Source organism: Actinoplanes sp. CA-142083 (assembly GCF_050942195.1).
Classification (GTDB): Bacteria; Actinomycetota; Actinomycetes; order Mycobacteriales; family Micromonosporaceae; genus Actinoplanes.
On sequence record NZ_CP192076.1, the window covers coordinates 1,597,990 to 1,624,575 of the forward strand.

Genomic DNA, 26,586 nt, shown 5'->3' on the forward strand with positions numbered 1-26,586 from the left:
CTCCATCCAACCGCCCCGCCCGCCGCCCTTGATCGGAATTAAGCCTATTCTTTCCTGATGCGTCGCCGGATCGGGATCATGGGTGGAACTTTCGACCCGATCCACCATGGGCACCTGGTCGCCGCCAGTGAGGTGCAGGCCCGCTTCGACCTGGACGAGGTCGTCTTCGTGCCCACCGGTCAGCCGTACGAGAAAGGCCGTGTCTCCCCGGCGGAGGACCGCTACCTGATGACCGTGATCGCGACGGCCTCGAACCCGCGCTTCCACGTCAGCCGCGCCGACATCGACCGCGACGGCCCCACCTACACCGTCGACACCTTGCGCGACATGCGGGCGGTCTTCGGGGCCGACACCCAGCTGTACTTCATCACCGGCGCCGACGCGCTCGCCCGCATCCTGAGCTGGAAGGACGCGCTCGAGATGTTCCGGATGGCGCATTTCGTGGGCGTCACCCGGCCCGGTTTCGAGCTCTCCGACGACCACCTCCCGGAGGACTCGGTCACGCTCGTCGAGGTGCCGGCCATGGCGATCTCCTCGTCCGCCTGCCGGGCGCGCGTGGCCGAGGGCCAGCCGGTGTGGTACCTGGTTCCCGACGGTGTTGTGCAGTACATCAACAAGCGGGGCCTCTATCGGGGCTCGGGAAATGTCACACGGGTGTGAGACGCTTGTATCTCCAGGACACCGAACGAGGGGACGCTCTTGCCCGTCACGGAACGCGCGCTTGAACTGGCGATGACGGCCGCGCAGGCCGCCGCCGACAAGAAGGCGCAGGACATTGTCGTCATCGACGTCGCCGAGCAGCTCTACATCACCGACGCCTTCGTGATCGCCTCCGCGTCCAACGAGCGGCAGGTCATCGCGATCGTCGACGCTGTCGAGGAAGCCCTGGTCAACCTTCCGGAAAAGGCAAAACCCGTGCGCCGCGAGGGCGAGCGCCAGGGCCGGTGGGTGCTGCTCGACTACGTCGACATCGTCGTGCACATCCAGCACACCGAGGAGCGGGAGTTCTACGCCCTCGACAAGCTGTGGAAGGACTGCCCGACGATTCCGTTCGTCGACCGCGACCTGGCCGACGCCGACGCATCGTGAGCCGCCTGATCGTTTGGCGGCACGGCAACACCGACTGGAACGCGAGTCATCGCGTCCAGGGTCAGACCGACGTGCCGCTGAACGCGGTCGGCCGGCAACAGGCCGTCGACGCCGCCGAGCTGCTGATCAAGATGCGGCCCGACGCGATCGTCGCCAGCGACCTGCACCGCGCCGCCGACACCGCCTCCGCGCTGGCCGCCCTCACCGGCCTGTCGATCAGCTTCGACAAGCGCCTCCGCGAGCGGTACTTCGGCAACTGGCAGGGCCTCACCATGACCGAGGTCGCCGAGCTTCACCCCGACCAGTACGACCGGTGGAAACACGGGCAGGAGGTCGGCGGCGAGGTCGAGTCCCTGGCCGACCTGGGTAAACGCGTGTCCGAGGCGCTGCATGCGGCGGCCGAGCTGGCGCCGCCCGGCGGCACGGTCGTGGTGGCGACGCACGGCGCGGCGGCCCGGCAGGGGATAGGGCACCTGCTGGGGTGGCCGCTGGAGCAGTTGCGCACGTTGCGCGCCCTGCAGAACTGTCACTGGGTCGAGCTCACCCATGACCGCGAGCGGGGGTGGCAGGTCGCGGCGTACAACGTGGGGGCATTCACCGACCGCCCGGTTCCACCGCCGGTCTGAGGAACTCGCGGTGATCCGGTAGCGTCCAACAACCATGCGGACCCGTCGTGCTGCCATCCTCGTGACGCTCGTTCTGTGCCTGGCCGGTTGTGCTCGCAATGGGTCTTCTGACACTCCTTCGGCCTCCTTGTCCTCTGCGTCCCCTTCGCCGTCCGCCTCTGCCGCGCCTTCCGTCTCCACTTCGCCTTCCGTCTCCACTTCGCCTTCCGCGTCCGCTTCGCCCTCCACCGCCAGCGGCGCTGAGACGGTCACCGGGACGGTCGAGGCGGGTGTCGAGCCCAACTGCCTCCTGATCAAGGACGGCGCCGGGTCTCATCTGCTGCTCTTCGACGACAAGTCGCTGCGGGCCGAGACGCCCGTGGGCAAGAAGGTCACCGTGACCGGCCGTTCCGAGCCCAAGATGATGTCCACCTGCCAGCAGGGAATTCCCTTCATCGTGTCCGCGGTTCGCCCCGCCTGATCGTTTCGTTCGGCGCCTATGGGGTTACGCGGGCTCCGATCGGTTAACGTGCCTCGCATGCCCGTCGCGGTCGTCACCGACTCCACCGCGTACTTGCCCGCCGAGTTGAGCGGCTCGTATGACCTGACCGTCGTCCCCCTCACGGTGGTGATCAACGGCGCCGAGGGCTTGGAAGGCCTGCAGATCCAGCCGGCCGAGGTGGCGAACGCCCTGCGCGCCCGCCGTTCCGCCGTCAGCACGTCGCGCCCCGCCCCGTCCCAGTTCGCCGACGCCTACCACCGCCTCCTGAAGGCCGGCGCCGACGGCATCGTCTCGGTCCACCTGTCGGCCAAGCTCTCCGGGACGTATGAGGCCGCGTGCCTGGCCGCTACCGAGGTGGGCGACCGGGTCCGGGTGGTCGACAGCGAAACCACCGGGATGGGCCTGGGTTTCGCCGCCCTGGCCGCCGCGACGGCGGCAACCCAAGGTCAAGACCTGGATTCCGTACGCGCGGCGGCAGCCGACCACGCCGCGCGGGTGAGCACCCTGTTCTACGTGGACACGCTGGAGTTCCTGCGCCGCGGAGGCCGGATCGGCGCCGCGTCGGCCCTGCTGGGCACGGCCCTTTCGGTGAAGCCCATCCTCCACGTCGTCGACGGCGCGATAGTGGTGCGCGACAAGGTCCGCACCGCCGGCCGCGCCTTGGCCAAACTGGTCGACCTGGCGGTAGAAGCCTCCGGCGACGGCGAGGTCGACATCGCGGTCCACCACTTGGAGGCCCCCGAGCGCGCGGCAGCCCTGGCCGACGCGGTCTCCATGCGCCTGTCGGACCGCCTGCGAGACTGCTACATCACCGAGATCGGCGCGGTAGTAGCCGCCCACGTAGGCCCAGGCCTCGCCGGCGTCGTCGTCCACCGCCGCCCCTGACCGTCCCACACCCGCACGTCGCCTGCACCCACACCCACACCCGCGCCCGCGCGCCTGCGCCCGCGCGCCTGCGCCCGCGCGCCTGCGTCCGCGCCCGCGCGCCTGCGTCCGCGCCCGCGCGCCTGCGCTTCAGCGCGCCTGCGTTCGCGCCCGCGCGCGTGCGCCTCAGCGCGCCTAAGCCCGCGCCCGCGCTTCAGCGCGCCTGCGTCCGCGCCCGCGCGCCTGCGCCTCAGCGCGCCTAAGCCCGCGCCCGCGCGCCTGCGCTTCAGCGCGCCTACGCCCGCGGCCCACGCCCGCGCGCCCGCGCCCGCGCCTCAGCGCGCCGCCCGCGGCTCGCGCCCATGCGCGCTGCCCCGCGCTTGAGCTTGTGCCCGCGCTTGAGCGCTGCCCGTCGGGCGGTGCCCGCCACGGCGGGCGTTGCCTGCGGCCGCGTTGGCCGCGTGGCGGGTTAGCTGGTCGGCCAGCCGGTGGCGGACCAGCGGGTTGGCTCGTAGCCGTCGGCCACCCTCAGGTGCGGGAGCACCTCGTGCCAGGCGCACACCTGGTCGCCGAGCTGCACCTCGTCGGCCTTGGGAAGCAGCACCGGCTCGTCGTGCTCCCAGGTCGCGCGCGTGCTCCAGCCCTGCTCGTCCGAGCCCACGAGCCGCAGCTCGGCCATCGGCGCGGCCGGCTCCTCCGGTGGGTGGGTGGCCTGGCGGGTGTACTCGTGGACGGCGAGCACCCGTTCGGCACGCCGGACCGCCTGGTGCAGGGGATGGCCGGGCGGCGCCTGGTAGGGCACCGTGCAGCCGTACTCGTCGTACCCGTACGCCATGGGTGTGATCGGCCGCGAGGAGGCCGCATAGATCTCTTCCGCCTGGGTGAGGAGCCCTCGCAGGTGCTCGCTCCCGTCCGCCGTGACCAGGAGCGTGCCGCGTTCCGGCGCGAACGCCACCGGCACCCCGCCGACCTGCCCCTCCATCCGCTCGAGCCAGTGCTCCAGCAGCAGGTGCGACGTCCAGTACGCGTCCCCGTCATCCACGAACCGGACCACGACCGGCTCGCTCGCGACGCCCTGCAGCACCGCCCCGGACAGGTTTGCCCGGGCCGCCGCGAAGACCTCCTCCGCGCTCACCCCCCAACCGGCCGGCTGGTCCGGCCCGACGTAGGTCATGGTGTCCGGCAGATCGACCACCACGTACTCGTACAGGAACGGCAGGACCGGGCGCCTCAACGGCGATCCCGGCGTGCCACCGCGCATCACGGGGCGCAGCAGCGGCCGGGCTTCTGCCCAGTCCAGCGGCAGCCGGGGCGTTGTCACCAGGCCGGCGACGAACCGATCCACCTGTCCTCTCCGTCGCCGGCCCCGCGCCGCGAGCAGCGGGGCAAGCTCCAGGATCGTCGGCGTCTCGTCGCCGTCCGCGGTGAAGCGGACCCGGAAACCGCGTGCGTCATACCGTGCGTCGGTGAACCCTGCTCGGCGCAACCGGCGGATGACCTGCCCGCCGAGCCGCGCTCGGGCAATCCTCTCCAGCAGGCCCACCCGACGCCCCATCTCCCTTGAGGCCGCCGACCTTAGCGCACGGCACCGACACTTTTCCGCCCGCGGATGACCCGCGCCTCGAGATCTTCGTCGAAGTGCAGGTCAGCGTCGAGCCCGGCCGCCCGTACCGCCGCGACGGCCGCCGGAACCTGGGCCTCGGTGATCTCCGAGAGCACGATGCCACCGGGTGCGAGCCACTCGCCGGCTCTCGCGATCACGGCGCGGAAGACGTCGAGGCCGTCGCCGCCGCCGTCCAGCGCGGTATGCGGCTCGTGATCGCGAGCCTCGGACGGCAGCAGCGGGATGTGGCGGGTCGCGACGTAGGGCACGTTGGCCAGCAGCACCGCGATCCGGCCGCGCAGGTCGCCGGGCAGGGCGTCGAAGAGGTCGCCCTGGTAGACGTTCCGGTCCAGATTGTCCCGGGCACAGGCGACCGCGACCGGATCGATATCCGCCGCGTGCAGTTCGACTCCGGGTCGCGACGCTCGCACGGCCAGGCCCAGGGCACCCGAGCCGCAGCAGAGATCGACCACGACCGAACCCGGCTCGGCGGTATCTGCCGCGATCCGAACCAGGAGCTCACTCCGTACGCGAGGAACAAAAACGCCCGGACGGAGCCGGACCCGGACCCCGCAGAAGTCGGCGAAGCCGACGACTTGCTCGAGTGGCTCGCCCAGCGCACGCCGCTCGACCATCGCCGTCAGCGCGGCCTCGTCGACGGCCGCGCCGGCCAGCACCGCCGCCTCGTCCTCGGCGAACACGCAGCCCGCGGCCCGGAGCCGAATGATCGCCTCGCCGACGGCGGGCGCCGGAATCCCCGTTTTCACATGCCAGTCCATAGCACAGAAGCTCCGCTCGTGGGAGTTATCCACAGTTCGAGGTTGTCCACAGGGCCTCCGGCAGAGATCACGCGAAATCCCTACCGTGCCGGGCGTGCGTGAGGACAACGTCGTAGCGGCAAGACTGCGGTCGGTCCTGGAGAGCCAGGCCGCCGCGGCCCCTCGCCGTGTCCTCCATGGCGGCCCGGCGGCGCCGTCCCGGTACACGACGGCGCTCGCCGAGCTCGCGGAGGTCGGTGAGCCGCTGGACTGGACGGACGTGGTCACCTCGTGGCCGGACGACGTCGATCTTGGTCCGCTGCCACCGGCCGAGGCCGCTCCGCCGCCCACGCCGGGACCCGATACGACCGGCGGCTATCCACCGGGGACGGCCTGGGCGTCGCCGCCCGGCTCGCTCGCCGAGGACCCGGCCCCGCCGAAAGACGACTCCGATGATCCGCCTCCGTCCCCTCCCGGAGATCACATGCCCGAGCCGTTCTGTTCGCCGCCCGCCCCGGCCGCGCCGTCGGCCGCCAAGTCGCTGGCGCCACCCTCGTGGGTGCTGCCCGAGGATCCGCACGACGACATCCCGTGGCCGGATCCGCCGGCGTCCTCGTGGCCGGCGCCGGTGGACAGGTATGCCGGGGAGCCGGAACCCGCTTTGAGCAGTGCGGGCGCTTTCGGTGGCGGCCAACCCGACGGCGGCCGGCGCTTCGGTCTCGGCGCGTTCGATCCCGGCCGCCGGGGCGTCAAGGCGCTCGCTGCGGTCGCCGCCGGGGTTCTCCTGATCGCGGGCCTGCTGGCATGGCGGTCCCGGCCGCGGGTCGATCCGGTCGCGCCGCCTTCCTTCGAGGTCACCGACGCGGTGACCAAGCCGTCGGCGCCGGGCGCGGCGAGTCCGGCCGCGGCCGAGATTGTGGTCGCGGTCGGCGGCAAGGTGCGCAAGCCGGGCCTGGTGCGCTTGCCGCCCGGCGCCCGCGTGGCGGACGCGCTGAACGCGGCCGGTGGCGCCGAGCCCGGCGTCGACGTGGCGATGCTCAACCTGGCGAGGAAGGTGGTGGATGGCGAGCTCATCATGGTCGGCGTCACCCCGTCGCCGGGCGTGGCCCTGCCGACCGGGCCCGGTCCCGCGGCCACCGGCGCCGCCGCGCCGGCCGGCCCGATCAACCTGAACACCGCGACGCTCGCCGACCTCGACAGCCTGCCCGGCGTCGGGCCGGTCCTGGCGCAGCGGATCCTCGACGCCCGCGACGCGCAGGGCGGCTTCAAGGCGGTCGGCGACCTCCGCAAGGTCGACGGGATCGGCGACGCCCGTTACGAGCAGCTGAAAGACCTGGTGACGGTGTGAATGCCAGGGCGCCTGACCTGCGGCTGGCCGGGTTCGCGGCGGCGGCCTGGCTGTCGTCGCTCGCGGCGCTGTACCTCTCGGCCCGCTCCGGCCTGCTGGTGGGCGCGGTGGCCCTGGGTGGCGCGGCCGTGGGATTGGTGTTCGCCAAACGGAGCCCGGTCCTCTGGATCGCGGTGGCGACCCTGATCGGCGCGGGTTGCGGCGCCGGCATGACGGGGGCGCGGGTCACGACCCGCGAGTCCGGGCCGCTGGTCGCGCTGGTGCGCGCGGGTGATCCCGTACGCGTGGAGGCAGTCATCCGCGACGACCCACGTGCCCTGACCGGATCGCCGGGCCTGCCTCCGACCTACCTTGTCGCCGTTGACCTGCGCAAGGTGGGCGCCGAGGACACGCCGCCGCTGACCCTGTCGGCTCGGGCGCTGGTGCTCGCCGGCGATCCCGGGTGGCGCGGACTGCTGCCCGGGCAGCACGTCATCACCCGCGGCAAGCTGATGGCACCGCGCGGCGGCGACCTGCGAGCGGCCGTGGTCTCGGTCAAGGAGGCGCCCGAGCTGATCGGGCGTCCGTCGTGGGCTCAGCGGGCCGCGGGGGTGCTGCGGGCGGGGCTGCAGCGGGCGTGCGAGCCGCTGCCCGACGACGCGGGTGGCCTGCTGCCGGGGCTGGTCGTGGGGGACACGAGCCGGTTGGATCCGGCGCTGAGCGACGACTTCCGGACGACCGGAATGACACATTTGATGGCTGTTTCGGGCGCCAATGTGGCGATTCTGCTGGGCGTGGTGCTGTTCGCGATGCGGTGGACCCGCGCCGGGCCGGTGACGCGAGCCGTGGTTTGCGCGATCGTGCTGGTCGGCTTCGTGATCCTGGCGCGGCCGTCGCCGAGCGTGGTGCGGGCGGCCGCGATGGGCGGGATCGGGTTGATCGGCCTGGCCTCCGGCCGGCCGAGAGCGGCTCTGCCTGCTCTTTCCGCGGCGGTTGCGGTCCTCATCCTGTACGACCCGGAGCTGGCGGCCGACCCGGGGTTCGCGCTTTCGGTGCTGGCCACCGCGGGCCTGCTCCTGCTGGCCCCGCCGTGGCGGGACGCGCTGCGGCGGAAAGGATGGCCGCCGGGCGCGGCCGAGGCGCTGGCCGTCCCCGCGGCCGCCCAGGTGGCGTGCGGCCCGGTCGTCGCCGGGCTGTCCGGCGCCGTGAGCATCGTCGCGATCCCGGCCAACCTCGTGGTCGTCCCGGCGATCGCCCCGGCCACCCTGCTCGGGGTCGCGTCGGCCGTGCTGTCGCCGGTGTGGCCGGCCGGGGCCGAGTTCGTGGCGTGGCTGGCCCATTGGCCGGCGAAGTGGCTCGTGGTGGTGGCGACGTACGGCGCCCGGGTGCCCGCCGGCGCGCTGCCGTGGCCGGACGGGGTGTGGGGAGCGCTCCTGCTCGCCGCGATCACGGTGGCGCTGCTGGTCGCCGCCCGCCGGGTGGTGGTGCGGCGGCTCGTCCTGGTCGCCGCGCTGGCCGGGATGCTCGGCGCGCTGCCGGTGCGGCTGCTCGCGTCCGGCTGGCCGCCGGCGAACTGGGTGATGGTGGCCTGCGCGGTCGGGCAGGGGGACGCGATCGTCCTGCCGGCCGGACCGGCGCGGGCGGTCGTGGTCGACGCCGGTCCGGAGCCCGACCCGGTCGACCACTGCCTGCGGCGGCTCGGCGTCCGGCAGGTCGTGCTCTTCGTAGTCAGCCACTTCCACGTCGACCACATCGGCGGGGTGGAGGGCGTGTTCCGGGGCCGGGATGTGCTGGCCGTCGTCGGTCCGGACTGGCCCGATCCGCCCGCGGGCCGGGCTTCCGTCGCCGCCGTGGCCGGTCGGCGCTCGCTGCACGCGGTGGGGCCAGGCTGGGCGTACGCGTTGGGCGGGCTGCGGCTGGCGGTGATCGGGCCCTACGAGCCGCTGCACGGCACCAACTCCGATCCGAACAACAACTCGCTGGTGCTGCGGGCCGAGGTGGACGGCGAGACGGTGCTGCTGCCAGGTGACGCGGAGAGCGAGGAGCAGGACGAACTGCTGCGGCATCTGGGCGGGCCGGCGCTGCACGCGGACGTGTTGAAGGTCGCTCATCACGGCTCGAGTTACCAGTCGGCGGAGTTCCTCGACGCGATCGACCCGGCCGTGGCGCTCGTGTCGGTGGGGAAGGACAACGACTACGGGCATCCGAACGCTTCGCTGCTCGCGCGGCTGGCTCGCGGGGGAGCGCGGGTGCTGCGCACCGATCAGTCGGGGGATCTGGCCGCCGTCGCCACCGGCCGTGGACTGGCGGTGGTGGCTCGCGGCGCGCCGCCGGACAGGTGAACCGACACGCCCGAGTTAGGCCGTTCAGTTGGTATTAGTTCGGGTCGATGATGGTTGTTCGGGCCGGGTGCGGCGATGCAGACATCCAGCCTGATCGAGCGACTTTACGGGTGTCGTCGCATGTCAGACCGCCGATATGTCTGCTTTCGCTTTCCGTGATCGGCGTTCTGCGCGTAGGAGTGAGGCTCGCGGAAACGTCAGACCCCCGTGCGACGATATTGGGCGTGAACACCGCGCCCCCCGATCCGCTGTTGCTCGTTCTCGGCGACGAGGAGTTGCTCGCCGCGCGCGCGATCACGGCCGCGGTCGATGCGGCTCGGGCCGCCGACCCCGGGGCCGACGTCCGGGAGTACGAGGGTGGTGCGATCAGCGCGGGCGAGGTCGCCGAGATGCTGAGCCCTTCGCTGTTCGGCGGCCGCCGGGTGCTGGTGATCCGCAGTGGACAGGACGCGCGCAAGGATCTGATCGCCGCTCTCCTGGCGTATGCGAAGAGTCCCGACCCCGAGGTGACGCTGATCGTCGCGCACCTCGGCGGGGCCAAGGGCAAGGCGCTCGCCGACGGCCTGCGCTCGGCCGGCGCCACCGTGGTGGCCGCGGCCAAGCTCAAGGGCGATCGCGAGCGCATCGCGTTCGTGCGCGACGAGTTCCGCCGCCACGGCGGGCGCTGCGACGAGGCGTCCGCGTCCGCGCTGCTCGCATCGGTGGGCAACGACCTGCGCGAGATCGCGGCGGCCTGCTCGCAGCTGCTCGCCGACACCGACGGCAAGATCACCGAGGCCGTCGTGGCGCGGTACTACAAGGGCCGCGCGGAGGTGAGCGGCTTCACGGTCGCCGACGCGGCGATGATCGGCGACGTGCCGGCCGCGCTCGAGGCGCTGCGCTGGGCGCTGCACGTCGGCGTCGATCCGGTGCCGATCGCCGACGCGATCGCCGACGGCGTCCGTACGGTGGCGAAGGTCGCCGCCGCCGGGCGGGGCAACCCGTACCAGCTGGCCAGCAGCCTCGGCATGCCCGCGTGGAAGATCCAGCGGGCCCAGGAGCGCAGCCGCGGCTGGACCCCCGAGGGCCTTGTCGACGCCATGCGCGCCGCCGCCGACTGCAACGCCGCCGTCAAGGGCGGCGCCGAGGATCGCGGGTACGCCCTCGAGCAGGCGGTCTTCGCGGTGGCCGCGGCCCGTCGCGGGGGCGGGGCCCGATGAGCCGGCGCACCGAGGCGCACCTGCCGATGTATGCACGACTGCTCCGGCTGCGTCACGTCGCGCCGAGCGGCTTCCTCTGCTTCGTCTTTCTGGAGGGCAGCGTCGCACTGGGCGCTCTGCTCGCCCTGGCCGAGCTGGTCAGCTGGTGGGGCGTGCTGGTGCTGCCGATCCTGGTCGCGCTGATGGTCAAGCTCAACGACGTCATCGCCGGCGCGCTCACGCAGCCGGCGATCCCTGCCGGTCCGGCCGCGGCCCGGGCCGAGGTCCTGCGGCCCGCCACCGCGGGCGGGCTTGGCGGCGGGGCCGGGGGCGACCCGGCGGTCCGCATCGCCGAGGAGGCAACGACCCGGCTGCCCGGCGTCATCAACCGGGAGCGTGGCGCCCCGGTCATGCGCCCGTGGGCGGAGCAGGTCGAGGCTCAGCAGTGGCGCGTCCGGCAGTCCGCCACCCGCCGCTACGAGTAAGCAGCCCGTCGGCCTGTAGGCGGTGCCTTGCTGCGGTCCGTCACCGGCTGAGATAGCCGCCATGACAACGAAGCGTCACGTAGCGATCAGGACGGCCACGGCCTGAGTTGCGTCGCCGAGGCGGTCTGCTGGCCGCGGTGCCCTCGCACGGAAACGACGCGGGCACCGCCTCGGACTCGGAAGTCCGGCGGTGCCCGGGTGTGGTCGTCGATGACCGGCTCGCGTCTAGCGAGCTACGGCGCGGCGGCTTCCGTGCTGCCGCGCCGGCGATCCGGTGAGGGATCGGCCTGACGGATCAGGCAGACAGCGAGGCGACCCGCTTGGCGATGGCCGACTTACGGTTCGCCGCCTGGTTCTTGTGGATGACGCCCTTGCTGACAGCCTTGTCGAGCTGACGCGAGGCGTCACGCAGCAGAACGGTAGCCGTCTCGACGTTGCCCGCCTCGCTCGCCTCATTGAGCTTGCGGATCACCGTCTTCAGCGACGACTTGACCGACTTGTTGCGCAGCCGGGCCTTTTCGTTCTGCCGGTTGCGCTTGATCTGGGACTTGATGTTCGCCACGCGACAGCCTTGTCCTGACTAGGTTCGGAAACTGGTCTCAAGCGCGGTGGTCACCGAGGCCGGCTGTCACAAACAGCCAGCCACCGGAGCGGCTGTCTGCTGGAGCAGCCAACAGCGGCGCGTCACCACACGCGATGAACCAGACTACCAGCACCGCCACGACCCGCCAAAACGGCCGTCGCCTACCAGCCGCGGCGCTCGGCCAGCCACGCCAGCGCCTGCTCCCCGCTGAACCGCTGATGCTGCCGGCTGTGCGGCGACGCGCTGCTCGGGCCGCCGTCCGCGCGGATCAGCCAGTATCCCGCCAGGGCCGCCAGCGCCCCGTCCACGCCCTCGTCCGGGGCGTCCCAGGGGCCGAGGAGGGCGTCGGTGTCCTGGCCGCTGGCGAAGGCGCTCACCAGAAGCGTCACCGTGTCGAACCAGGGCGCGCCGAGGCACGGCCACGTCCAGTCGCACAGCCAGGCCCGGCCGTCGCGGTCGATCAGGACGTTGTCGATCCGGAGGTCGCCGTGCGTCATCGCGGCGCCGGACGCGAGCGCCGGCAGGGCACGCTCCAGCGCGGCCAGCTCGCGGATCCGGGCCGGCGCGATCGTGTGCCGGGCGGTTCGGGGCAGGGGCTCGCGGCCGCTCTCGATCTCGGACCACCAGGACATCTCGCCGCGCAGGATCTCCGGGAGCGCGGGCAGGCCGGCGGCCAGGAGTTCCGGGGTGGGCTCGCGTAGCGCCTCGGCCGCGGTCGACCAGGCGGTCAGCGCGGACTCCAGCTCTCCCGGTGACCACGGAAGTGACGGGACGTGCCCGTCGATCGCTTCCAGACATAGGACGAAATAGTCTGAATCTGCCATCGTCCAGAGCGGTCGCGCGGCGGGGACGGCTTGCGGCAGTGCGGACGTGAGCGCCGCCTCCCGGGCGTACCAATGGGATGTTGGATCTTGAAGTGGCGCGGCCTTGACAAATGCCCTCAGCCCAGCCGATGTCGTGATAATCGCGGCGAAGGCGCGGGTGAAGCCGCCGCCGGCGCTCTGCGCCGAGGCGATCGGCGCGCCGAGACGCGCCGAGATGGATTGCCGCAGGCTTTCCGGCAGGTCAGACCAATCAGGGCGTACGGCGGTGGCGCCGTACGCGACATCAGGCAAGGAAATCGGCCGCACCCGACCATCCTGCCGTCCCGATTTTTGTCGTACCCGACTGGCAGGATCCTCGCCATGAGAACCGACGACTTCTGGGTGGTCATCGGCCGGGCGACCGCCGATCGGCCCGCCTCCCCCGGCGAGGTGGCCAAGCGCGCCGCCGCCGATCTGGCCACCCATGACCCGGAGGAGATCGTCGCCTGGGCCCGCCACCTCGACAAGGTCATGGTCGCCTCCGGCACGCAGGACCTGTGGGCGGCGGCCTACCTGATCAACGGCGGGTGTTCCGACGAGGGCTTCGACAATTTCCGGGGCTGGCTGATCGCGCACGGCCGCGAGGCGGTCGCGCGGTCGGTGCAGTCACCCGATTCGCTGGCCGACGTGCCGGCTGTGCGCGGCGCGGTGGAGACCGGCGCGGTCTTCGAGGCGGAAGAGGTGCTGTCCATCGCGGCCGAGGCTTATCGGCAGGCCACCGGGTCCGAGTTGCCGGCCGGGGAGAGGCCGGTGACCAGGCCCGACGCGGCCGAGTTGTGGGATTTCGACAACGAGGAGGAGATGCAGAAGAGGCTGCCGCGCTTGTCGGCGCTTTTCCTCGAGCCACCGGACTGACGCCGGTCGGGGTGACGCGGCTCGGGTCTCGCGCGGTCGGGTCTCTCGGGTCTCGCGCGGTCGGAGTGACGCGGCTCGGGTCTCTCGCGGTCGGGTCTGGCGCGGCTCGGGTCTCTCGCGGTCGGGTCTCGCGCGGCTCGGGTCTGGCGCGGCTCGGGTCTCGCGGGGGTGGCGCGGCTTGGTGTCCGCTGGGGGAGAGGCGGCGGGGACCAGGGAGCGGGAAACCCGGTCGAGGGTGAGAGGTCGCTCCGGGACACTCGGGGTCATGGAGGCTGACGAGGGGACTGTCGCGGCGGTCAGTTGTAACGACACCTATGCGTTCACGAAGCCGGTCCGGGACGAGATCGTCCTGATCGCCGGGGTCGGAGTGAAAGGTGACGTGCATGCCGGAGTGCACGTCAAGCACCGGGGTCGGGTGCGCAACGATCCGACGCAGCCGAACTTCCGGCAGGTGCACCTGATTCAGCAGGAGCTGTTCGCCGAGGTGGGGGCCAAGGGGTTCGCGGTCGCGGCGGGCAACCTGGGCGAGAACGTGACCACCAGCGGCATCGACCTGCTCGCGCTGCCGGTCGGCACGATCCTGCGCTTCGGGCCGTCCGTAGCCGTCGGGGTGCGCGCGGATGGCCCGGGGGCTACGCAGGCGGTTAAGGCGGTGCTGGAGGTGGCGGCCGCGGCGGAGCTTGACGCGGCTACCGCGGCTTCGGCGGTGGCTGTCGCGGCGGCCGCGGCGCGGGATCGGGGGGACGATCCTCGGCCTGCCGTCGTGGTGGCGGGGCTGCGTAATCCCTGTGCGCAGATCAACGTCTTCCGGCAGGGGCTGCTCAAGGAAGTGGTCGGCCGGGGTGCGGAGGGCGACGTGGTCTACAAGGCCGGTGTCATGGCGGTGGTGCTGCGTAGTGGTGCGATCCGGCCCGGGGACGCTGTCACGGCTGAGTTGCCGCCGCTGCCGCATGCGCCGCTCGAGCGGATCTGAAACGACGCGTGCCGCTTGGGCGGACCAGCGTCTGAACTGCGGGTGCCGCTTGGCGGGCCGGCGTCTGAAACTGCGGGTGCCGCTTGGGCGGGGCGCGGTTTGAAATGGCGGGTGCCGCTGGGTGGGGCGGTGCTTGAGCGGGTGTGAGCGGGGTCCCCCGCGCGGGCGTGGGACGATAGAACGCGCCGGCCCTTGTGTCGGCGGCCGGCGCCGGGCTTGTGCGGGGCGCCATCCCAGCTTTGCAAGACTGAGAAGAACGGACGATCGTGCCTGGACCGCTCGACCCCGGTGTGAATGTGATCGGGGCTACCGACCCGAGTCGCATCCGCAACTTCTGCATCATCGCGCACATCGACCACGGCAAGTCGACGCTGGCCGACCGGATGCTGCAGATCACCGGGGTGGTCGACCCGCGGCAGATGCGGGCGCAGTATCTCGACCGCATGGACATCGAGCGGGAACGCGGCATCACCATCAAGTCGCAGGCCGTTCGCATGCCCTGGGTGGTGCGCGAAGGCGACCGGCAGGGCGAGTCCGCGGTGCTCAACATGATCGACACCCCGGGGCACGTCGACTTCACGTACGAGGTGTCTCGGAGCCTCGCCGCCTGTGAAGGGGCGGTCCTGCTCGTCGACGCGGCGCAGGGGATCGAGGCGCAGACGCTCGCCAACCTGTACCTGGCGATGGAGAACGACCTCCACATCATCCCGGTGCTCAACAAGATCGACCTGCCGGCCGCGCAGCCCGAGAAGTACGCCGAGGAGCTCGCCGGCCTGATCGGCGTCGACCCGTCGGAGGTGCTGCGCGTCTCCGGGAAGACCGGCGTCGGGGTCGACCACCTGCTCGATGAGATCGTCCGGCAGTTCACGCCGCCGGTCGGGGACGCCGCTGCCCCGGCCCGGGCGATGATCTTCGACTCGGTGTACGACGTGTACCGCGGCGTCGTCACGTACGTCCGGGTCATCGACGGGCGGATCGAGGCGCGCGACCGGATCAAGATGATGTCCACCGGCGCGGTGCACGAGCTGCTCGAGATCGGTGTCGTCTCGCCCGAGATGGAGAAGGCCGGCGCGCTCGGCGTCGGCGAGGTGGGCTACCTGATCACCGGCGTGAAGGACGTGCGCCAGTCCCGGGTCGGCGACACCGTCACCGGCAACAACCGGCCGGCCTCCGAGCCGCTGGGCGGGTACAAGGACCCGAAGCCGATGGTCTACTCCGGCCTCTACCCGATCGACGGCTCCGACTACCCGGCCCTGCGCGACGCCCTCGACAAGCTCAAGCTCAACGACGCCGCGCTGGTCTACGAGCCCGAGACGTCCGCGGCGCTCGGCTTCGGCTTCCGCTGCGGCTTCCTCGGCCTGCTCCATCTCGAGATCATCGGCGAGCGGCTCGAGCGCGAGTTCGGCCTCGACCTGATCTCCACGGCGCCGAACGTGGTCTACCGCGTCTACACCGAGGACGCGCAGGAATTCGTCGTCACCAACCCCAGCGAGTTCCCCGCCGGCAAGATCGCGGAGATTCACGAGCCGGTCGTGCGGGCCACCGTGCTGGTGCCCAACGACTACGTCGGCGCGGTCATGGAGCTCTGCCAGAGCCGCCGCGGCAGCCTGCTCGGCATGGAATACCTCTCCAGCGAGCGGGTCGAGCTTCGCTACACGCTGCCCCTCGCCGAGATCATCTTCGACTTCTTCGACCAATTGAAGAGCAAGACCAAGGGGTACGCGTCGCTCGACTACGAACCGTCCGGCGAGCAGGTCGCTGACCTGGTCAAAGTGGACATTCTGCTGCACGGCGAGCCGGTCGACGCCTTCAGCGCCATCGTGCACAAGGACAAGGCGTACGCGTACGGCGTCAATATCGCCGCCAAGCTGCAGAAGCTGATTCCCCGGCAGCAGTTCGAGGTGCCGATCCAGGCTGCCATCGGCAGCCGGATCATCGCGCGGGAGACGATCCGCGCGATCCGCAAGGACGTTCTCGCCAAGTGCTACGGCGGCGACATCACCCGGAAGCGAAAGCTCCTCGAGAAGCAGAAAGAGGGCAAGAAGCGGATGAAGATGGTCGGGCGCGTGGAAGTGCCGCAGGAGGCCTTCATCGCCGCGCTGTCGACGTCTGACGCTTCGGACACCAAGGGAGCAAACAAGAAATAGGGCGGTTTGGTTTCTCCGGTGCTCGGGAACTGTGGGGCTCGACGGACGCAACGGATGCTCCACCCCCGAGGAGGAAACCTCATGACTGTCACCGGCATCATCACGGCGCTTATCGTCGGTCTTGTCATCGGCGCGCTGGGCCGCCTGGTCGTACCGGGCAAGCAGAACATCCCCATCTGGCTGACCATGGTGGTCGGTATCGTCGCCGCGCTGCTCGGTACGGTCATCGCTCGTGCCTTCGGCGTCGCGGACACCAAGGGCTTCGACTGGATCGAGTTCCTGTTCCAGGTCGTGCTCGCCGCGATCGGCGTTGCCCTGGTGGCGGGTGTCGGCTCGCGCCGCCGCCTCACCCGATAAGGGAAGCTGCACCAAGCGCCGGACCTGGTTCAGGTCCGGCGCTTGGCATGTGTGCGGTCAGTAGCGGAACTTGTGCTGGGCGCTTCGCCTGTTCACCCAGGCCGGCAGCCCGTCGACGTGGTCGCGGTGGGGCCGGCGCTCGTCGTGGGTGTGGGCGTCGGTCACGTTGCGCATGGTCACCACGTAGCCGCGGACCAGGCGGTCCTCGCGCAGGTCGCGGTAGGTCGCCTCGATCAGGATCTGGGACTCGTCGGAGCGGCGCAGGGCGCAGAACAGGATTCCGTCCCCGTTGGACTGGAACGCCCGCCGCACCTCGCTGCGATCGTCGGGGTGGACCAGGTCGGTCAGCGTGGAAAGCGGAGTGATGCCCTCGTCGCCCAGGAGGTCGTGGACGGCCGGGCTCGCGTAGCGGATGCGCTGGTCGTCGTCGATCACCAGCATCAGCTCGGCGGTGTTGCCGATGACCGTACGCAGGTATTGGTCGCTGTCGCGCCGGCCCACCGCCTCGACCAGCGCGATGCGGTCGAGCGCCAGCGCCGCCTGGCCGGCCAGCACCTCGAGGGCGTCGCGCGTCACCGCCAGCACCTCGCGCGGGGCCTCGACGATCAGCGCGCCGCCGCTGGGCCGCGCGACCGCCAGTGGCTCGAGCCGCAACGGGCAGACCAGGGTCGTCTCGTCGTGCCACCAGCTGCGCGGGCTCGGCCCCGGCGGCGCGACCGGGACCGCCTCGTCATCGGCGGCGAAGATGAGCGAGCGCAGCGATGTCGACGGACCGCGCTGGCCGGGGCGGCCACCCCCGCGCGGCGCCGGCATCAGCTGCTCGGCGGCCGCATGCACCGCCGCCTCGACCGCCGGTGGGTCGGCCGCGGCGACCAGCGCGCCCGAGGCCGTGCGCAGCGCCCTCTCGCGGGCCGCGGCCTGACTGTTCTGCGAGATCGAGTCGGCCAGGCGGGTGATGGTCAGCAGCAGCGTGAGCGCGCCCGCCACCGCGATCACCACACCGTCGTGGACCTCGCCGTTGAGCGCCTCGACGAGCAGCACCGCGGGCGGCGTCGCCACGGCCGCGCCCAGCAGCGCCGCCCAGTGCCCGCGCCACGGGGTCGCGCGCGGCGGCATCGGCCGGGTCAGCCGGGTCATCGACGGATGCAGGGCGGCCAGACCCCACGTGACGTACAGGACTATGTAGCCGCTCTCGGTGATCACCCCGGGCGCCATCGGATAGATGATGTCGCTGGCCAGCATGCCGACCGAGCCGGCCAGTAGCAGCGCCGCCGACACGTTGCGCCCGGCGGCGAGCACGAGCCGGCCGGTGACGCCGATCAGCAGCAGGTCGCCGATCACGTCGGCCGCCGAGATCTTGCCGGTCAGGACGTTGTCGCCGATCATGAAGACCCACACGACAAGCAGCGTCGAGCAGGCGGCCGCGAGCAGGTCGATCAGGCGGGCCCGCTCCACCAGCAGCGAGCCGCCCCGGGTGAACTGGATCAGCGCGGCCGCGACCAGCACGAACATCGACAGGTAGCACGCCTCGGCGGCGGACATCGCCCCGGCCGCGTAGAAGACGTCACCGACCGCGATGGCGGCGACCGAACCGGCCAGCAGCAGCCAGGGGCCGACGCGGCTGGGACGGTGCCACCGGACGCCGACGATGATCGCCAGACAGCTCGCCGAACCCAGCAGGATCCATTCGATCGCCCTCGACACGTCCTACTTAGTACCAGGGCGGTAGCTGTCTGTCCATGCGCGGATATACGCTGCGCTATTTGGCCACCGAATCGATGAACATCACGGAGAGCAACGTTTCCTGGGAGCGCGCCCGGCGCATGCCGAGAGACTTTCGCGACGTCAGCTGAAGACTTGGGCGATGACCTGACGCTCGTCCACGCCGCCGTCCGCGGTTACAGGCTGCCACTTGCCGTCGGGCGCGTGCCATTCGAGGTCGGCGAAACGTACCCGTTCGAGGCCGGTCGCCGAGGCGTGCGAGACGAGCCAGTGCGCGTACCGCCAGCCGGTGCTCGCGTCGGAGACCGCGACCGTCAGTCCCGCCGCCTGGCTCGCCGCCGGCGTCTTCGCCAGGCCCTTGCCCCAGTCCAGCTTGAGCCCGTTCATCAGGGCCGCGGCGGCGGCCGCCCCGCGCAGGACGGGCGCGCCCGTGACGGTGCAGGCAACCGCGCCGGTGGCGCGGCCGGTCAGCGCACGGGCCAGCACCGCCGACTCGTCCGCCCATTTCTCGTACGCGTTCGGGTAGGCCGACCGCTGCACGCGCTGCGCCGCGTCGGTGACCCGCATCTTCTCCCAGCCCTTGACCCGCTTGAGCGCGGAGTAGAACTTGTCGGCCGCGTACCGCGGGTCCTGGATCTTTTCCGGCGTGCCCCAGCCCTGGCTGGGCCGCTGCTGGAAGAGCCCCACCGAATCGCGGTCGCCGGTGTCCAGGTTTTCCAGTTTGGACTCCTGGAGGGCGGTGGCGAGCGCGATCACGACGGCCCGCTCCGGCAACCCGCGCCGGATGCCCACGGCGCTGATCGTCGCGGCGTTGGCCATCTGCACCGGGTCGAGCGTGACCTCGCCGTCGGCCTTGACGGTGCACTCGGGGCCGATGATCGTCGGCAGCTTGATGTCGCCGGACATGCCACGCATCACGACCACCACGCCCAGGGTGCCGACAACAGCGAGCAACGCGAGCACCACGATCGGCGTCCTGCGCACTCACACCTCCTCGACGGCTACCCCGTGCCAGGCAACAAGCGTAAACAACGACCGCACCACGGAACCGTCACTGCACTACACCTCGCGCGGCGAAGGCACCCACGAGGCCGGGCGCTTCTCGCGGAAGGCGTCGACCCCCTCGGTGCCCTCGGCCGAGCGGAAGTAGGCGCCCGAGCGCTCCGACAACTCGGCCAGCTCGGCCCGGATCGAGGGCGCCGGGGTCCGCCGGAGCAACTGCTTCGCCCCCGCCAGGGCCAGCGGGCCGCCCCGCACCAGGGCCTCGCAGTACGCCGCCACCGTCGCCTCCAGCCCTTCGGCCGGGACCGCCTTGGTGACCAGCCCGACCTCGGCCGCCCGCACGCCGTCGAAGACCTCGCCGGTCAGATAGAGCTCGGCCGCCGCCCGCGAGCCGAGCCGGGGGAGGACGGTGGCGCTGATCACGGCCGGGATGACGCCGAGGCGCACCTCGGTGAAGGCGAACGTCGCCTCCCGCACGCAGACCGCGATGTCGGCCGCGGCGATCAGGCCCAGGCCGCCCGCCCGGGCCGGGCCGGCCACCCGGCAGACCACCGGCTTGGGGAACTCCCAGAGCGCGGCCAGCACGTCGGCCAGCAGCTCGGCGGGCACCCGGCCGGAGGCGCGGGCCTCGGCGGTCTCCTTGAGGTCGGCGCCGGAGCAGAAGACCGGCCCGGTGTGCGAGAGCGTGACCGCGCGGACGGCCGGGTCGGTCAGCGCCGCCGAGAGCGCCTCGAGCAGCTGCTTCATCAGCGGCGTGGAGAGGGCGTTCCGGTTGGCGGGGCTGTCCAGGGTCACGGTGGTCACCCCGGCGACGGTGGCGGTACGGACCAGATCCATGGGCGAGACCATAACGGCGCCTGCGTCGAAGTGGGAGACGGGCTGCGGCGTGGCCCAGCCGCCGCCTGGCCGCACGACGCGAACACCCGAATACAACCCCGGTATTCGGGCGCCCGCGTCGCACGCCCAGACGACACCTGGACCTCGCCTCGCTCCGGCCCCCACTTCGACGCAGGCGCCGGCCGTGCACACTTGGTGGATGGCTGGCGCACTTCCCGATGGCGACCCCGTGCCCACCGACGGGTCCCTTCCGCCCGACGCGGCGGCGAGCGCCGGAAAAAACGGATTTGCCGTATATGTCCACGTGCCGTTCTGCGCGAGCCGCTGCGGTTACTGCGACTTCAATACCTACACGGCGAGCGAATTAGGCGGCGCGAGCCGAGAGGGCTACGCCGACACGGTCCTGCAGGAGCTCAAGCTCGCCCAAAACACGATAAATCCGGAAAAGGTGGACACGGTGTTCGTGGGCGGGGGCACCCCGACCCTGCTGAGCGCGGACGATCTCGGGCGCATCCTCGAAGGCATCGACAAGACCTGGGGCCTGAGCAGCGACGCCGAGATCACCACCGAAGCGAACCCCGAATCCGTGACGCCCGAATACCTGCGCCGGCTTCGCGCCAACGGCTTCACCCGGATCAGCCTCGGCATGCAGTCCGCCAGCCCGCACGTGCTCAAGATCCTCGACCGTCAGCACACCGCCGGGCGGGCACCCCAGGCGGCGCGGGAGGCGAGGGAGGCGGGCTTCGAGCACGTCAACCTCGACCTGATCTACGGCACCCCGGGCGAGACCCCGGACGACTTCGCCGCGTCCCTCCGGGCGGTCGTCGAGGCCGGCGCCGACCACGTCAGCGCGTACGCCCTGATCGTCGAGGACGGCACCCGGATGGCCGCCCGCATGCGCCGCGGCGAGCTGCCCTACCCCGAGGACGACGTGGCCGCCGACCGCTACCTGGCCGCCGAGAAGGCCCTGACCGAGGCCGGTTTCACCTGGTACGAGGTCTCCAACTGGGCCAAGGGCGAGGACTCCCGCTGCCGGCACAACCTGCTGTACTGGACCGGCGCCGACTGGTGGGGCCTGGGCCCGGGCGCGCACAGCCACGTCGGCGGCGTGCGCTGGTGGAACGTCAAGCACCCCACGACGTACGCGAAAAGGCTCGCCGACGGCGTCTCGCCCGGCCATGCCCGCGAGCTCCTCGACGACGAGGACCGCCGCGTCGAGGACATCATGCTGCGGGTACGTCTCAGCGACGGCATCCCGCTGGCGGGGCTGGACGGGCGCGGGGCCAAACAGGCGCTCGAAGACGGTCTGCTCGTGCCGGAGGCGTACGGGAAAGGGCAGTTGATCTTGAATTTGAAGGGCCGGCTGCTCGCCGATGCGGTGATCCGCGAGGTGGTGTGACTACGCCGGGCCCCCGACCCGGCGCCTGCCACGATCTACTTGATGATTTGCACCGTCATGGGGTAGTTGTAAGGCTCGTTGTTGCTGGCCTTCACGCCGGCGATGACACCGAAGACGATCGCGATGATCGACGCGGCGATGCCGACGAAAATGCCGATGACGATGCAGCTGAGCACCCAGCCGACGAGCGCGATGATCGACCAGAGGATCTGGAAGTTCAGCGCCTTGACGGCCTCGGCCCGCACGACCGGGGACTGGTTGCCCCGGGCGAGCAGCGCGACCAGCGGGGCGATCCAGCCCGCGCAGCCACCGCCGAGGAAGGCGCCGGCCGCGCCGCCGAAGTGGGCCACGAGGATCCAGGTGCGGTCATCGGTGGCGCTGCTGGGCCCCGGACCGTAGCCGTATTGCTGCGGGGGCGGGTTGTAGCCGCCCGGGGGCGGGCCGTAGCCACCACCGGGAGGCGGTGCGTTGTATGCGCCGGGAGGCGGGCCGTAGCCACCGCCGGGCGGCGGCGGGGGCGGGGACGAGGGTGGCGGTGTCGAACCCGACGTCGGATCGTTAGCCGCATACGGATTACCTTCACCGGGCGGGCGAGGTGGTTCTGTCATGGCTGCCACCGTAGGACCGCAGCTCAATACGGTCGAGAGCGACATGCGGTACGAGTCGATGAATAGACAGTCCACTCGATCATCGCGCCGGCGGGAACGGCGACGTAGACTGGCACTCTGTCTTTGGGAGTGCCAAACGTCCGCGAGGGAGGGGTCATGAGTCTGGATGACCGCAAGCTCGAGGTCCTGCGGGCGATCGTCGAGGACTACGTCGAGACCCAGGAGCCGGTCGGCAGCAAGGCCCTGGTCGAGCGCCACCAGTTGGGCGTCTCTCCCGCCACCGTGCGCAACGACATGGCCGTGCTGGAGGAGGAGGGATACATCCGCCAGCCGCACACGAGCGCCGGGCGGGTCCCCACCGACGCGGGCTACCGCCTGTTCGTCGACCGCCTATCCAAGGTCAAGGCGCTGAGCCCGGCCGAGCGCCGCGCGATCGAGCGCTTCCTGATCGGCGCGGTCGACCTCGACGACGTGGTGCATCGCACAGTGCGCCTGCTCGCCCAGCTCACCCGCCAGGTCGCGGTCGTGCAGTACCCGTCGCTGGCCCGCTCTTCCGTGCGCCATCTGGAACTCGTCCCGATCTCCACGACCCGCCTGATGCTCGTGATGATCACCGACACCGGCCGCGTCGAGCAGCGCCTGGTCGAGCTGCCCGGCCCGGTCGCCTCCGACGACGTGACCGACCTGCGCCGCAAGGTCAACGAAAAGCTCGCCGGTCAGCGCATGTCCGACACCCCGCCGCTGGTGCAGGGCCTGGTCGACGAGTGCGCCCCCGGCCACCGCAACACGATGGCCTGCCTGGCCAGCGTCCTGCTCGAGACGCTGGTGGAGCGCAGCGAGGAGCGGCTGGCGCTCGCCGGAACGGCGAACTTGACGCGGGGAGGTGTGCTGGACTTCCAGGGCACGCTTCGCCCCGTGCTCGAGGCCCTCGAGGAGGAGGTCATCCTGCTCAAGCTCATCGGCGACCTGGAGCCCAGCAAGACCAGGGTGCGCATCGGCGACGAGAACGAGATAGACAACCTCCGCTCGACGTCCGTGGTCAGCACGGGCTACGGCCCAGGGACGACTATCGTTGGGGGGCTGGGAGTGCTCGGACCCACCCGGATGGACTACCCCGGCACCATCGCCACGGTTCGTGCGGTGGCACGCTACGTGGGCGACCTGCTGGCCCAGAACTGACCGGCTCAGAACTGACGGATTCGCGCTGACAATGAGGACCCCAAACCCCGTGGCCAAGGATTACTACGGCATTCTCGGCGTGAGCCGGGAGGCCACCGACGACGAGATCAAGCGCGCCTACCGGAAGCTGGCTCGGCAGTACCACCCCGACGTCAACCCCGACCCCGAGGCCGCCGAGAAGTTCAAGGACATCAACGCGGCGTACGAGGTGCTGTCCGACGACCAGAAGCGCCAGATCGTCGACCTCGGCGGCGACCCGCTCGCCCCCGGCGGCGGCATGGGCCCCGGCGGTCCGGGCGGTCCCGGCGGCCCGTTCGTGGGCTTCCAGGACATCATGGACGCGTTCTTCGGCACGGCGGCCGGCGGCGGCTCCCGTGGCCCGCGCCCGCGCACCCGCCCCGGCGCCGACGCGATCCTGCGCCTCGAGCTCGACCTGGTCGAGACGGCGTTCGGCGTCGAGGCCCCGATCACCGTCGACACCGCGGTCCTGTGCACCCAGTGCTCCGGCGCCGGCACCGCGCCCGGCACCCACCTGGCCACCTGCGAGACGTGCGGCGGCCGCGGCGAGGTGCAGAGCGTGCAGCGCACGTTCCTCGGCCAGGTCGTCTCGTCCCGCCCCTGCTCCACCTGCCAGGGCCACGGCACGGTCATCCCGCACCCCTGCCCGACCTGCGCCGGCGACGGCCGCGTGCGCACCCGCCGCTCGCTGACCGTGAAGATCCCGGCCGGCGTCGAGGACGGCATGCGCATCCGCCTGGCCCAGCAGGGCGAGGTCGGCCCCGGCGGCGGCACAGCCGGCGACCTGTATGTCGAGATTCACGAGCGCCCGCACGACGTCTACTCCCGCAAGGGCGACGACCTGCACTGCCGCGTCACCCTCCCGATGACCGCGGCCGCCCTGGGCACCCGCCTGACGATCAAGACGCTCGACAGCGAGGAGGCGATCGAGGTCAAATCCGGCACCCAGCCCGCCTCGACGCTGCGCATCCGCGGCAAGGGCGTGCCCCACCTGCGGGGCCAGGGCCGCGGCGACCTCTTCGTCCACCTCGACGTCAAGACCCCGACCAAGCTGACCGCCGAGCAGGAGCGGATGCTGCGCGAGTTCGCCAAGACCCGCGGCGAGGACGTGGCCGAGCTGAGCAAGCAGGGCGGCTTCTTCAGCCGGATGCGCGACGCTTTCAACGGCCACTGACCTATTTGATACGCCCTGGGGACAGGTCCCCGGGGCGCAAGGCGATCACCGTCGTTGGTCGCGCCATTGCCGCCCGCGCCGGGCTGAGCTGCCGGGCCGGCGCTTCCCCCGTGCGGCCGCCGCTGAAATCCCGCTATGTGGTGGCCGTTGCCAGCTGATGGGAGCGTGTCCCGCCCTCCCCGGCGGGCCGTCCCCTTTGCTGGTCATATGGGCTGGTCTGCGGGTCACATTGCGGGAAACGCGCAGTGCCCCCGCTGGAAATATCGCTTATTTCCGGCGGAGGCACCTGATCGCCCGGTGAAGCTGATGAGTTGGTGCGCGCAGCTGACGGCGGCTCTTCAAGATTTCGCGGGTGGGGGCTTCCGCTATGCAGGCTCGAGCCGATCCCTGCCGCTGCGTCCCGCCGTGAGCTCATCGATCCCGGGCCCTCTGGCCAGAACCGCCCTGCCGACGGCGAGGTCGTCCTCGGTGTGGACACCTGCGGTACTCGATCACCGCGGGGCCCTGCCGGGCACTCGCACCTTCCGGCCACGAGCAGCGGCTATACCGGCCTGCACGGGTGGGGCGGCCAGTCACGAAGAGCGACACGATCGACGCCGAGCAGGCGGCCCGGGCGGTGTTGTCCGGCCGCCCGTTGTCCACAGGTAGTGCGGTCTAGCGGGTGGCCAGGGTGCGGCTGGCGTGGGTGGCGGCCTCGTGGGCGGTCTTCTTCAGGAGGTTGGCGGTCTCGATGAAGGCGTCCATGGCCGGGTTGACGCCGGCCAGGGTCAGCTCTCGCTCGATCAAGGTCAGGTCGGCGCCCCAGACGTCGGCGACGATGCGGCGCAGGTAGGCGGTGTTGTGGTCCCAGCCCTCGCGCGGGGTGCCGGGGCTGTAGCCGCCGCCGCGGGTGGTGAGGACGATGGCGGGCTTGCCCTCGAGGAGGCGTTCGCCCTGAGCGCCGCCGGCGATGGCCAGGTCGATCCAGATCTTGGCGTGCTGGGAGACGCCCCAGTTGTAGAGCGGCAGGGCCAGGATCACGGCCTCGGCCTCGCGGAGCTCGTTGGTCAGCGTCGAGGCCAGCGCGAACGCCTTGCGCTGCTCCTCGGTGCGCTGCTCGTCGGGGGTGAACGCGCTGAGCGCGGCGTGGCCCCAGGCGTCGGCGGGCAGCGGGTCGGCGCCGACGTGGCGGCGCACGAACGTGGTCTCCGGCCGGACGGCCAGCCACTCGGCCTCGGCGATGTCGGCGAGCTCACTGCTGGCCGAGTGCGGGCCCTGGATGCTGGCGTCGATACGAAGAACGGTCACGGCAAACGCTCCCTGTCAGATGGTGTTGAATGTTCAACACCGGGTTCTCCAGAAGCTTGCCACGGCAAGTGTTGAATGTTCAAGACGGGTACCCTTCAGTGGTGACAAACACCACGACGCCGCCGCACGACGACGACGTCCCCTGGCTGGGCGACGACGAGCGCGGCGCATGGATGACCCTGATCTCCCTGCTGATGAGCCTGCCCACCGCGATCGACGCGCAGCTCAAGCGCGATTCGGGGCTGAACTTCTTCGAGTACTCGATCCTGTCCGCGCTGTCCCGGCGGCCGGGCCGGGCCGTGCGGATGAACACGCTCGCCCTGTACGCGGGCGGCTCGGCGTCCCGGCTGTCGCACGCGGTCACCCGCCTGGAGAAGCAGGGCTGGGTACGGCGCGAGGTGCACAACTCGGAGATCCGCTGCACCGAGGCGATGCTCACCGAGAAGGGCCTGGCGGTGCTGGAGGCGGCCGCGCCCGGTCACGTCCGGGAGGCCCGGCGGCTGGTCTTCGACTCCATCACCCCTGAGCAGGTCGGGCATCTGCAGCTGATCTGCCGCCAGCTCGTCGGGTCCACGTCGCCGGAACTCGCCGCGGCCCTGGACCAGGCGATCGTCGAGGCGGCCGCCGAGGGGGGCGCCGCGGACGGCGCGGCGGAGTTCGACCGGGCGATCCTCGAGCAGACGGCCGCGTCGCCGTGCACGGCCGCCCTTGAGGAGGCTGTCGTCGGTCATGCGGCTGCGTCGCCCTGCACCGCCGCGCTCGAGGAGGCCGTCGGTCAGGTGCTGGACGAGGCTGCGGCGTCGCCGCGGGTGGGGTCGCACGATTAGGC

The 26,586-nt window shown here is 71.5% G+C and carries 26 protein-coding genes; 17 read left to right on the forward strand and 9 right to left on the reverse strand.

The features are described 5' to 3' along the window. Positions 1–57: 57 nt before the first annotated feature. The 5 genes from nadD to ACQPZX_RS07655 all read left to right on the forward strand — a co-directional run bounded on the left by nadD (position 58) and on the right by ACQPZX_RS07655 (position 3,081). Positions 58–660 (forward strand): nicotinate-nucleotide adenylyltransferase, encoded by a 603-nt coding sequence (nadD, locus tag ACQPZX_RS07635; RefSeq protein WP_433376332.1) that lies wholly within the window; start codon positions 58–60, stop codon positions 658–660. 39 nt (positions 661–699) lie between these two features. After that, positions 700–1,089, forward strand: a complete 390-nt coding sequence (gene rsfS / locus ACQPZX_RS07640) for a ribosome silencing factor (RefSeq protein WP_433376335.1) — start codon at positions 700–702, stop codon at positions 1,087–1,089. Further along, positions 1,086–1,715, forward strand: coding sequence for a histidine phosphatase family protein (locus ACQPZX_RS07645; RefSeq protein ID WP_433376338.1), 630 nt, complete (start codon positions 1,086–1,088; stop codon positions 1,713–1,715). Before rsfS ends, ACQPZX_RS07645 begins: the two co-directional genes overlap by 4 nt. A 127-nt stretch (positions 1,716–1,842) precedes the next feature. Next, the gene (locus ACQPZX_RS07650; RefSeq protein ID WP_433376341.1) at positions 1,843–2,175 is read left to right on the forward strand and encodes a hypothetical protein; all 333 of its coding nucleotides are present in this window, start codon (positions 1,843–1,845) and stop codon (positions 2,173–2,175) included. A 57-nt stretch (positions 2,176–2,232) separates the two neighbouring features. After that, entirely contained in the window at positions 2,233–3,081 is an 849-nt protein-coding gene (locus ACQPZX_RS07655; RefSeq protein WP_433376344.1) for a DegV family protein, read from the forward strand. A 448-nt stretch (positions 3,082–3,529) separates the two neighbouring features. On the opposite strand, the gene ACQPZX_RS07660 is transcribed toward ACQPZX_RS07655, so the two are convergent. Continuing rightward, positions 3,530–4,615: a hypothetical protein gene (locus tag ACQPZX_RS07660; RefSeq protein WP_433376347.1), complete on the reverse strand. Its 1,086-nt coding sequence runs from the start codon at positions 4,613–4,615 to the stop codon at positions 3,530–3,532. Positions 4,616–4,635: 20 nt separating this feature from the next. Further along, positions 4,636–5,442 carry a putative protein N(5)-glutamine methyltransferase gene (locus tag ACQPZX_RS07665; RefSeq protein ID WP_433376350.1) on the reverse strand — a complete coding sequence of 269 codons (807 nt, stop codon included), beginning with the start codon at positions 5,440–5,442 and terminating at the stop codon, positions 4,636–4,638. Between the two features lie 463 nt (positions 5,443–5,905). Between ACQPZX_RS07665 and ACQPZX_RS07670 the strand changes: the two genes are divergently transcribed. The 4 genes from ACQPZX_RS07670 to ACQPZX_RS07685 all read left to right on the forward strand — a co-directional run bounded on the left by ACQPZX_RS07670 (position 5,906) and on the right by ACQPZX_RS07685 (position 10,753). Next, a complete protein-coding gene (locus tag ACQPZX_RS07670; protein WP_433385075.1) occupies positions 5,906–6,769 on the forward strand; it encodes a helix-hairpin-helix domain-containing protein in 864 nt (287 codons plus the stop codon). Continuing rightward, complete coding sequence (locus ACQPZX_RS07675; RefSeq protein WP_433376353.1) at positions 6,766–9,090, forward strand: ComEC/Rec2 family competence protein; 2,325 nt, start codon at positions 6,766–6,768, stop codon at positions 9,088–9,090. Before ACQPZX_RS07670 ends, ACQPZX_RS07675 begins: the two co-directional genes overlap by 4 nt. Before the next feature lie 215 nt (positions 9,091–9,305). After that, complete coding sequence (gene holA, locus ACQPZX_RS07680; protein ID WP_433385078.1) at positions 9,306–10,289, forward strand: DNA polymerase III subunit delta; 984 nt, start codon at positions 9,306–9,308, stop codon at positions 10,287–10,289. Beyond that, on the forward strand, positions 10,286–10,753 hold the full coding sequence (locus tag ACQPZX_RS07685; RefSeq protein WP_433376356.1) for a hypothetical protein: 468 nt from the start codon (positions 10,286–10,288) through the stop codon (positions 10,751–10,753). Before holA ends, ACQPZX_RS07685 begins: the two co-directional genes overlap by 4 nt. A 295-nt stretch (positions 10,754–11,048) precedes the next feature. Here the strand turns inward: ACQPZX_RS07685 and rpsT are convergent, their stop codons facing one another. Further along, positions 11,049–11,315 carry a 30S ribosomal protein S20 gene (rpsT, locus tag ACQPZX_RS07690; RefSeq protein ID WP_020512628.1) on the reverse strand — a complete coding sequence of 89 codons (267 nt, stop codon included), beginning with the start codon at positions 11,313–11,315 and terminating at the stop codon, positions 11,049–11,051. 182 nt (positions 11,316–11,497) lie between these two features. Beyond that, positions 11,498–12,625 (reverse strand): phosphotransferase family protein, encoded by a 1,128-nt coding sequence (locus ACQPZX_RS07695; protein ID WP_433376359.1) that lies wholly within the window; start codon positions 12,623–12,625, stop codon positions 11,498–11,500. Here ACQPZX_RS07695 and ACQPZX_RS07700 point away from each other — a divergent pair. The 4 genes from ACQPZX_RS07700 to ACQPZX_RS07715 all read left to right on the forward strand — a co-directional run bounded on the left by ACQPZX_RS07700 (position 12,521) and on the right by ACQPZX_RS07715 (position 16,531). Further along, on the forward strand, positions 12,521–13,054 hold the full coding sequence (locus tag ACQPZX_RS07700) for a DUF4240 domain-containing protein (protein WP_433376362.1): 534 nt from the start codon (positions 12,521–12,523) through the stop codon (positions 13,052–13,054). The genes ACQPZX_RS07695 and ACQPZX_RS07700 overlap by 105 nt on opposite strands. A gap of 265 nt (positions 13,055–13,319) precedes the next feature. Further along, complete coding sequence (locus ACQPZX_RS07705; protein WP_433376365.1) at positions 13,320–14,027, forward strand: MOSC domain-containing protein; 708 nt, start codon at positions 13,320–13,322, stop codon at positions 14,025–14,027. 266 nt (positions 14,028–14,293) lie between these two features. Then, on the forward strand, positions 14,294–16,174 hold the full coding sequence (gene lepA / locus ACQPZX_RS07710) for a translation elongation factor 4 (protein ID WP_433376368.1): 1,881 nt from the start codon (positions 14,294–14,296) through the stop codon (positions 16,172–16,174). An 81-nt stretch (positions 16,175–16,255) separates the two neighbouring features. Then, positions 16,256–16,531: a GlsB/YeaQ/YmgE family stress response membrane protein gene (locus ACQPZX_RS07715; protein ID WP_378976057.1), complete on the forward strand. Its 276-nt coding sequence runs from the start codon at positions 16,256–16,258 to the stop codon at positions 16,529–16,531. Between the two features lie 57 nt (positions 16,532–16,588). On the opposite strand, the gene ACQPZX_RS07720 is transcribed toward ACQPZX_RS07715, so the two are convergent. The 3 genes from ACQPZX_RS07720 to ACQPZX_RS07730 form a co-directional block, all read right to left on the reverse strand. Beyond that, entirely contained in the window at positions 16,589–18,235 is a 1,647-nt protein-coding gene (locus ACQPZX_RS07720; protein WP_433376372.1) for a PAS domain S-box protein, read from the reverse strand. Positions 18,236–18,376: 141 nt separating this feature from the next. Beyond that, positions 18,377–19,237, reverse strand: coding sequence for a hypothetical protein (locus ACQPZX_RS07725; protein WP_433376375.1), 861 nt, complete (start codon positions 19,235–19,237; stop codon positions 18,377–18,379). A gap of 75 nt (positions 19,238–19,312) precedes the next feature. Beyond that, positions 19,313–20,104 carry an enoyl-CoA hydratase-related protein gene (locus ACQPZX_RS07730; protein WP_433376378.1) on the reverse strand — a complete coding sequence of 264 codons (792 nt, stop codon included), beginning with the start codon at positions 20,102–20,104 and terminating at the stop codon, positions 19,313–19,315. Between the two features lie 187 nt (positions 20,105–20,291). Here ACQPZX_RS07730 and hemW point away from each other — a divergent pair, with 187 nt between their 5' ends. Next, complete coding sequence (gene hemW / locus ACQPZX_RS07735; protein WP_433376381.1) at positions 20,292–21,491, forward strand: radical SAM family heme chaperone HemW; 1,200 nt, start codon at positions 20,292–20,294, stop codon at positions 21,489–21,491. A gap of 35 nt (positions 21,492–21,526) precedes the next feature. Here the strand turns inward: hemW and ACQPZX_RS07740 are convergent, their stop codons facing one another. Further along, entirely contained in the window at positions 21,527–22,099 is a 573-nt protein-coding gene (locus tag ACQPZX_RS07740; RefSeq protein WP_433376384.1) for a DUF4870 domain-containing protein, read from the reverse strand. A gap of 156 nt (positions 22,100–22,255) precedes the next feature. Here ACQPZX_RS07740 and hrcA point away from each other — a divergent pair, with 156 nt between their 5' ends. Together hrcA and dnaJ are read left to right on the forward strand one after the other, a co-directional pair. Continuing rightward, positions 22,256–23,278 (forward strand): heat-inducible transcriptional repressor HrcA, encoded by a 1,023-nt coding sequence (gene hrcA, locus ACQPZX_RS07745; protein WP_433376387.1) that lies wholly within the window; start codon positions 22,256–22,258, stop codon positions 23,276–23,278. A gap of 49 nt (positions 23,279–23,327) precedes the next feature. Then, positions 23,328–24,470, forward strand: a complete 1,143-nt coding sequence (dnaJ, locus tag ACQPZX_RS07750) for a molecular chaperone DnaJ (protein ID WP_378976063.1) — start codon at positions 23,328–23,330, stop codon at positions 24,468–24,470. Positions 24,471–25,124: 654 nt separating this feature from the next. Here the strand turns inward: dnaJ and ACQPZX_RS07755 are convergent. After that, positions 25,125–25,757 carry an FMN-dependent NADH-azoreductase gene (locus ACQPZX_RS07755; RefSeq protein WP_433376390.1) on the reverse strand — a complete coding sequence of 211 codons (633 nt, stop codon included), beginning with the start codon at positions 25,755–25,757 and terminating at the stop codon, positions 25,125–25,127. Between the two features lie 101 nt (positions 25,758–25,858). Between ACQPZX_RS07755 and ACQPZX_RS07760 the strand changes: the two genes are divergently transcribed. Further along, positions 25,859–26,584, forward strand: coding sequence for a MarR family winged helix-turn-helix transcriptional regulator (locus tag ACQPZX_RS07760; RefSeq protein WP_433376393.1), 726 nt, complete (start codon positions 25,859–25,861; stop codon positions 26,582–26,584). Positions 26,585–26,586: the final 2 nt, after the last annotated feature.

Coding starts and splice junctions, on each gene's coding strand:
- nadD (WP_433376332.1), top strand. CDS start 58: ATGCGTCGCCGGATCGGGATCATGGGTGGAACTTTCGACCCGATCCAC.
- ACQPZX_RS07655 (WP_433376344.1), top strand. CDS start 2,233: ATGCCCGTCGCGGTCGTCACCGACTCCACCGCGTACTTGCCCGCCGAG.
- ACQPZX_RS07660 (WP_433376347.1), bottom strand. CDS start 4,615: ATGGGGCGTCGGGTGGGCCTGCTGGAGAGGATTGCCCGAGCGCGGCTC.
- ACQPZX_RS07665 (WP_433376350.1), bottom strand. CDS start 5,442: ATGGACTGGCATGTGAAAACGGGGATTCCGGCGCCCGCCGTCGGCGAG.
- ACQPZX_RS07670 (WP_433385075.1), top strand. CDS start 5,906: ATGCCCGAGCCGTTCTGTTCGCCGCCCGCCCCGGCCGCGCCGTCGGCC.
- ACQPZX_RS07685 (WP_433376356.1), top strand. CDS start 10,286: ATGAGCCGGCGCACCGAGGCGCACCTGCCGATGTATGCACGACTGCTC.
- ACQPZX_RS07700 (WP_433376362.1), top strand. CDS start 12,521: ATGAGAACCGACGACTTCTGGGTGGTCATCGGCCGGGCGACCGCCGAT.
- ACQPZX_RS07695 (WP_433376359.1), bottom strand. CDS start 12,625: ATGGGTGGCCAGATCGGCGGCGGCGCGCTTGGCCACCTCGCCGGGGGA.
- ACQPZX_RS07705 (WP_433376365.1), top strand. CDS start 13,320: ATGGAGGCTGACGAGGGGACTGTCGCGGCGGTCAGTTGTAACGACACC.
- ACQPZX_RS07715 (WP_378976057.1), top strand. CDS start 16,256: ATGACTGTCACCGGCATCATCACGGCGCTTATCGTCGGTCTTGTCATC.
- ACQPZX_RS07730 (WP_433376378.1), bottom strand. CDS start 20,104: ATGGTCTCGCCCATGGATCTGGTCCGTACCGCCACCGTCGCCGGGGTG.
- hemW (WP_433376381.1), top strand. CDS start 20,292: ATGGCTGGCGCACTTCCCGATGGCGACCCCGTGCCCACCGACGGGTCC.
- ACQPZX_RS07740 (WP_433376384.1), bottom strand. CDS start 22,099: ATGACAGAACCACCTCGCCCGCCCGGTGAAGGTAATCCGTATGCGGCT.
- hrcA (WP_433376387.1), top strand. CDS start 22,256: ATGAGTCTGGATGACCGCAAGCTCGAGGTCCTGCGGGCGATCGTCGAG.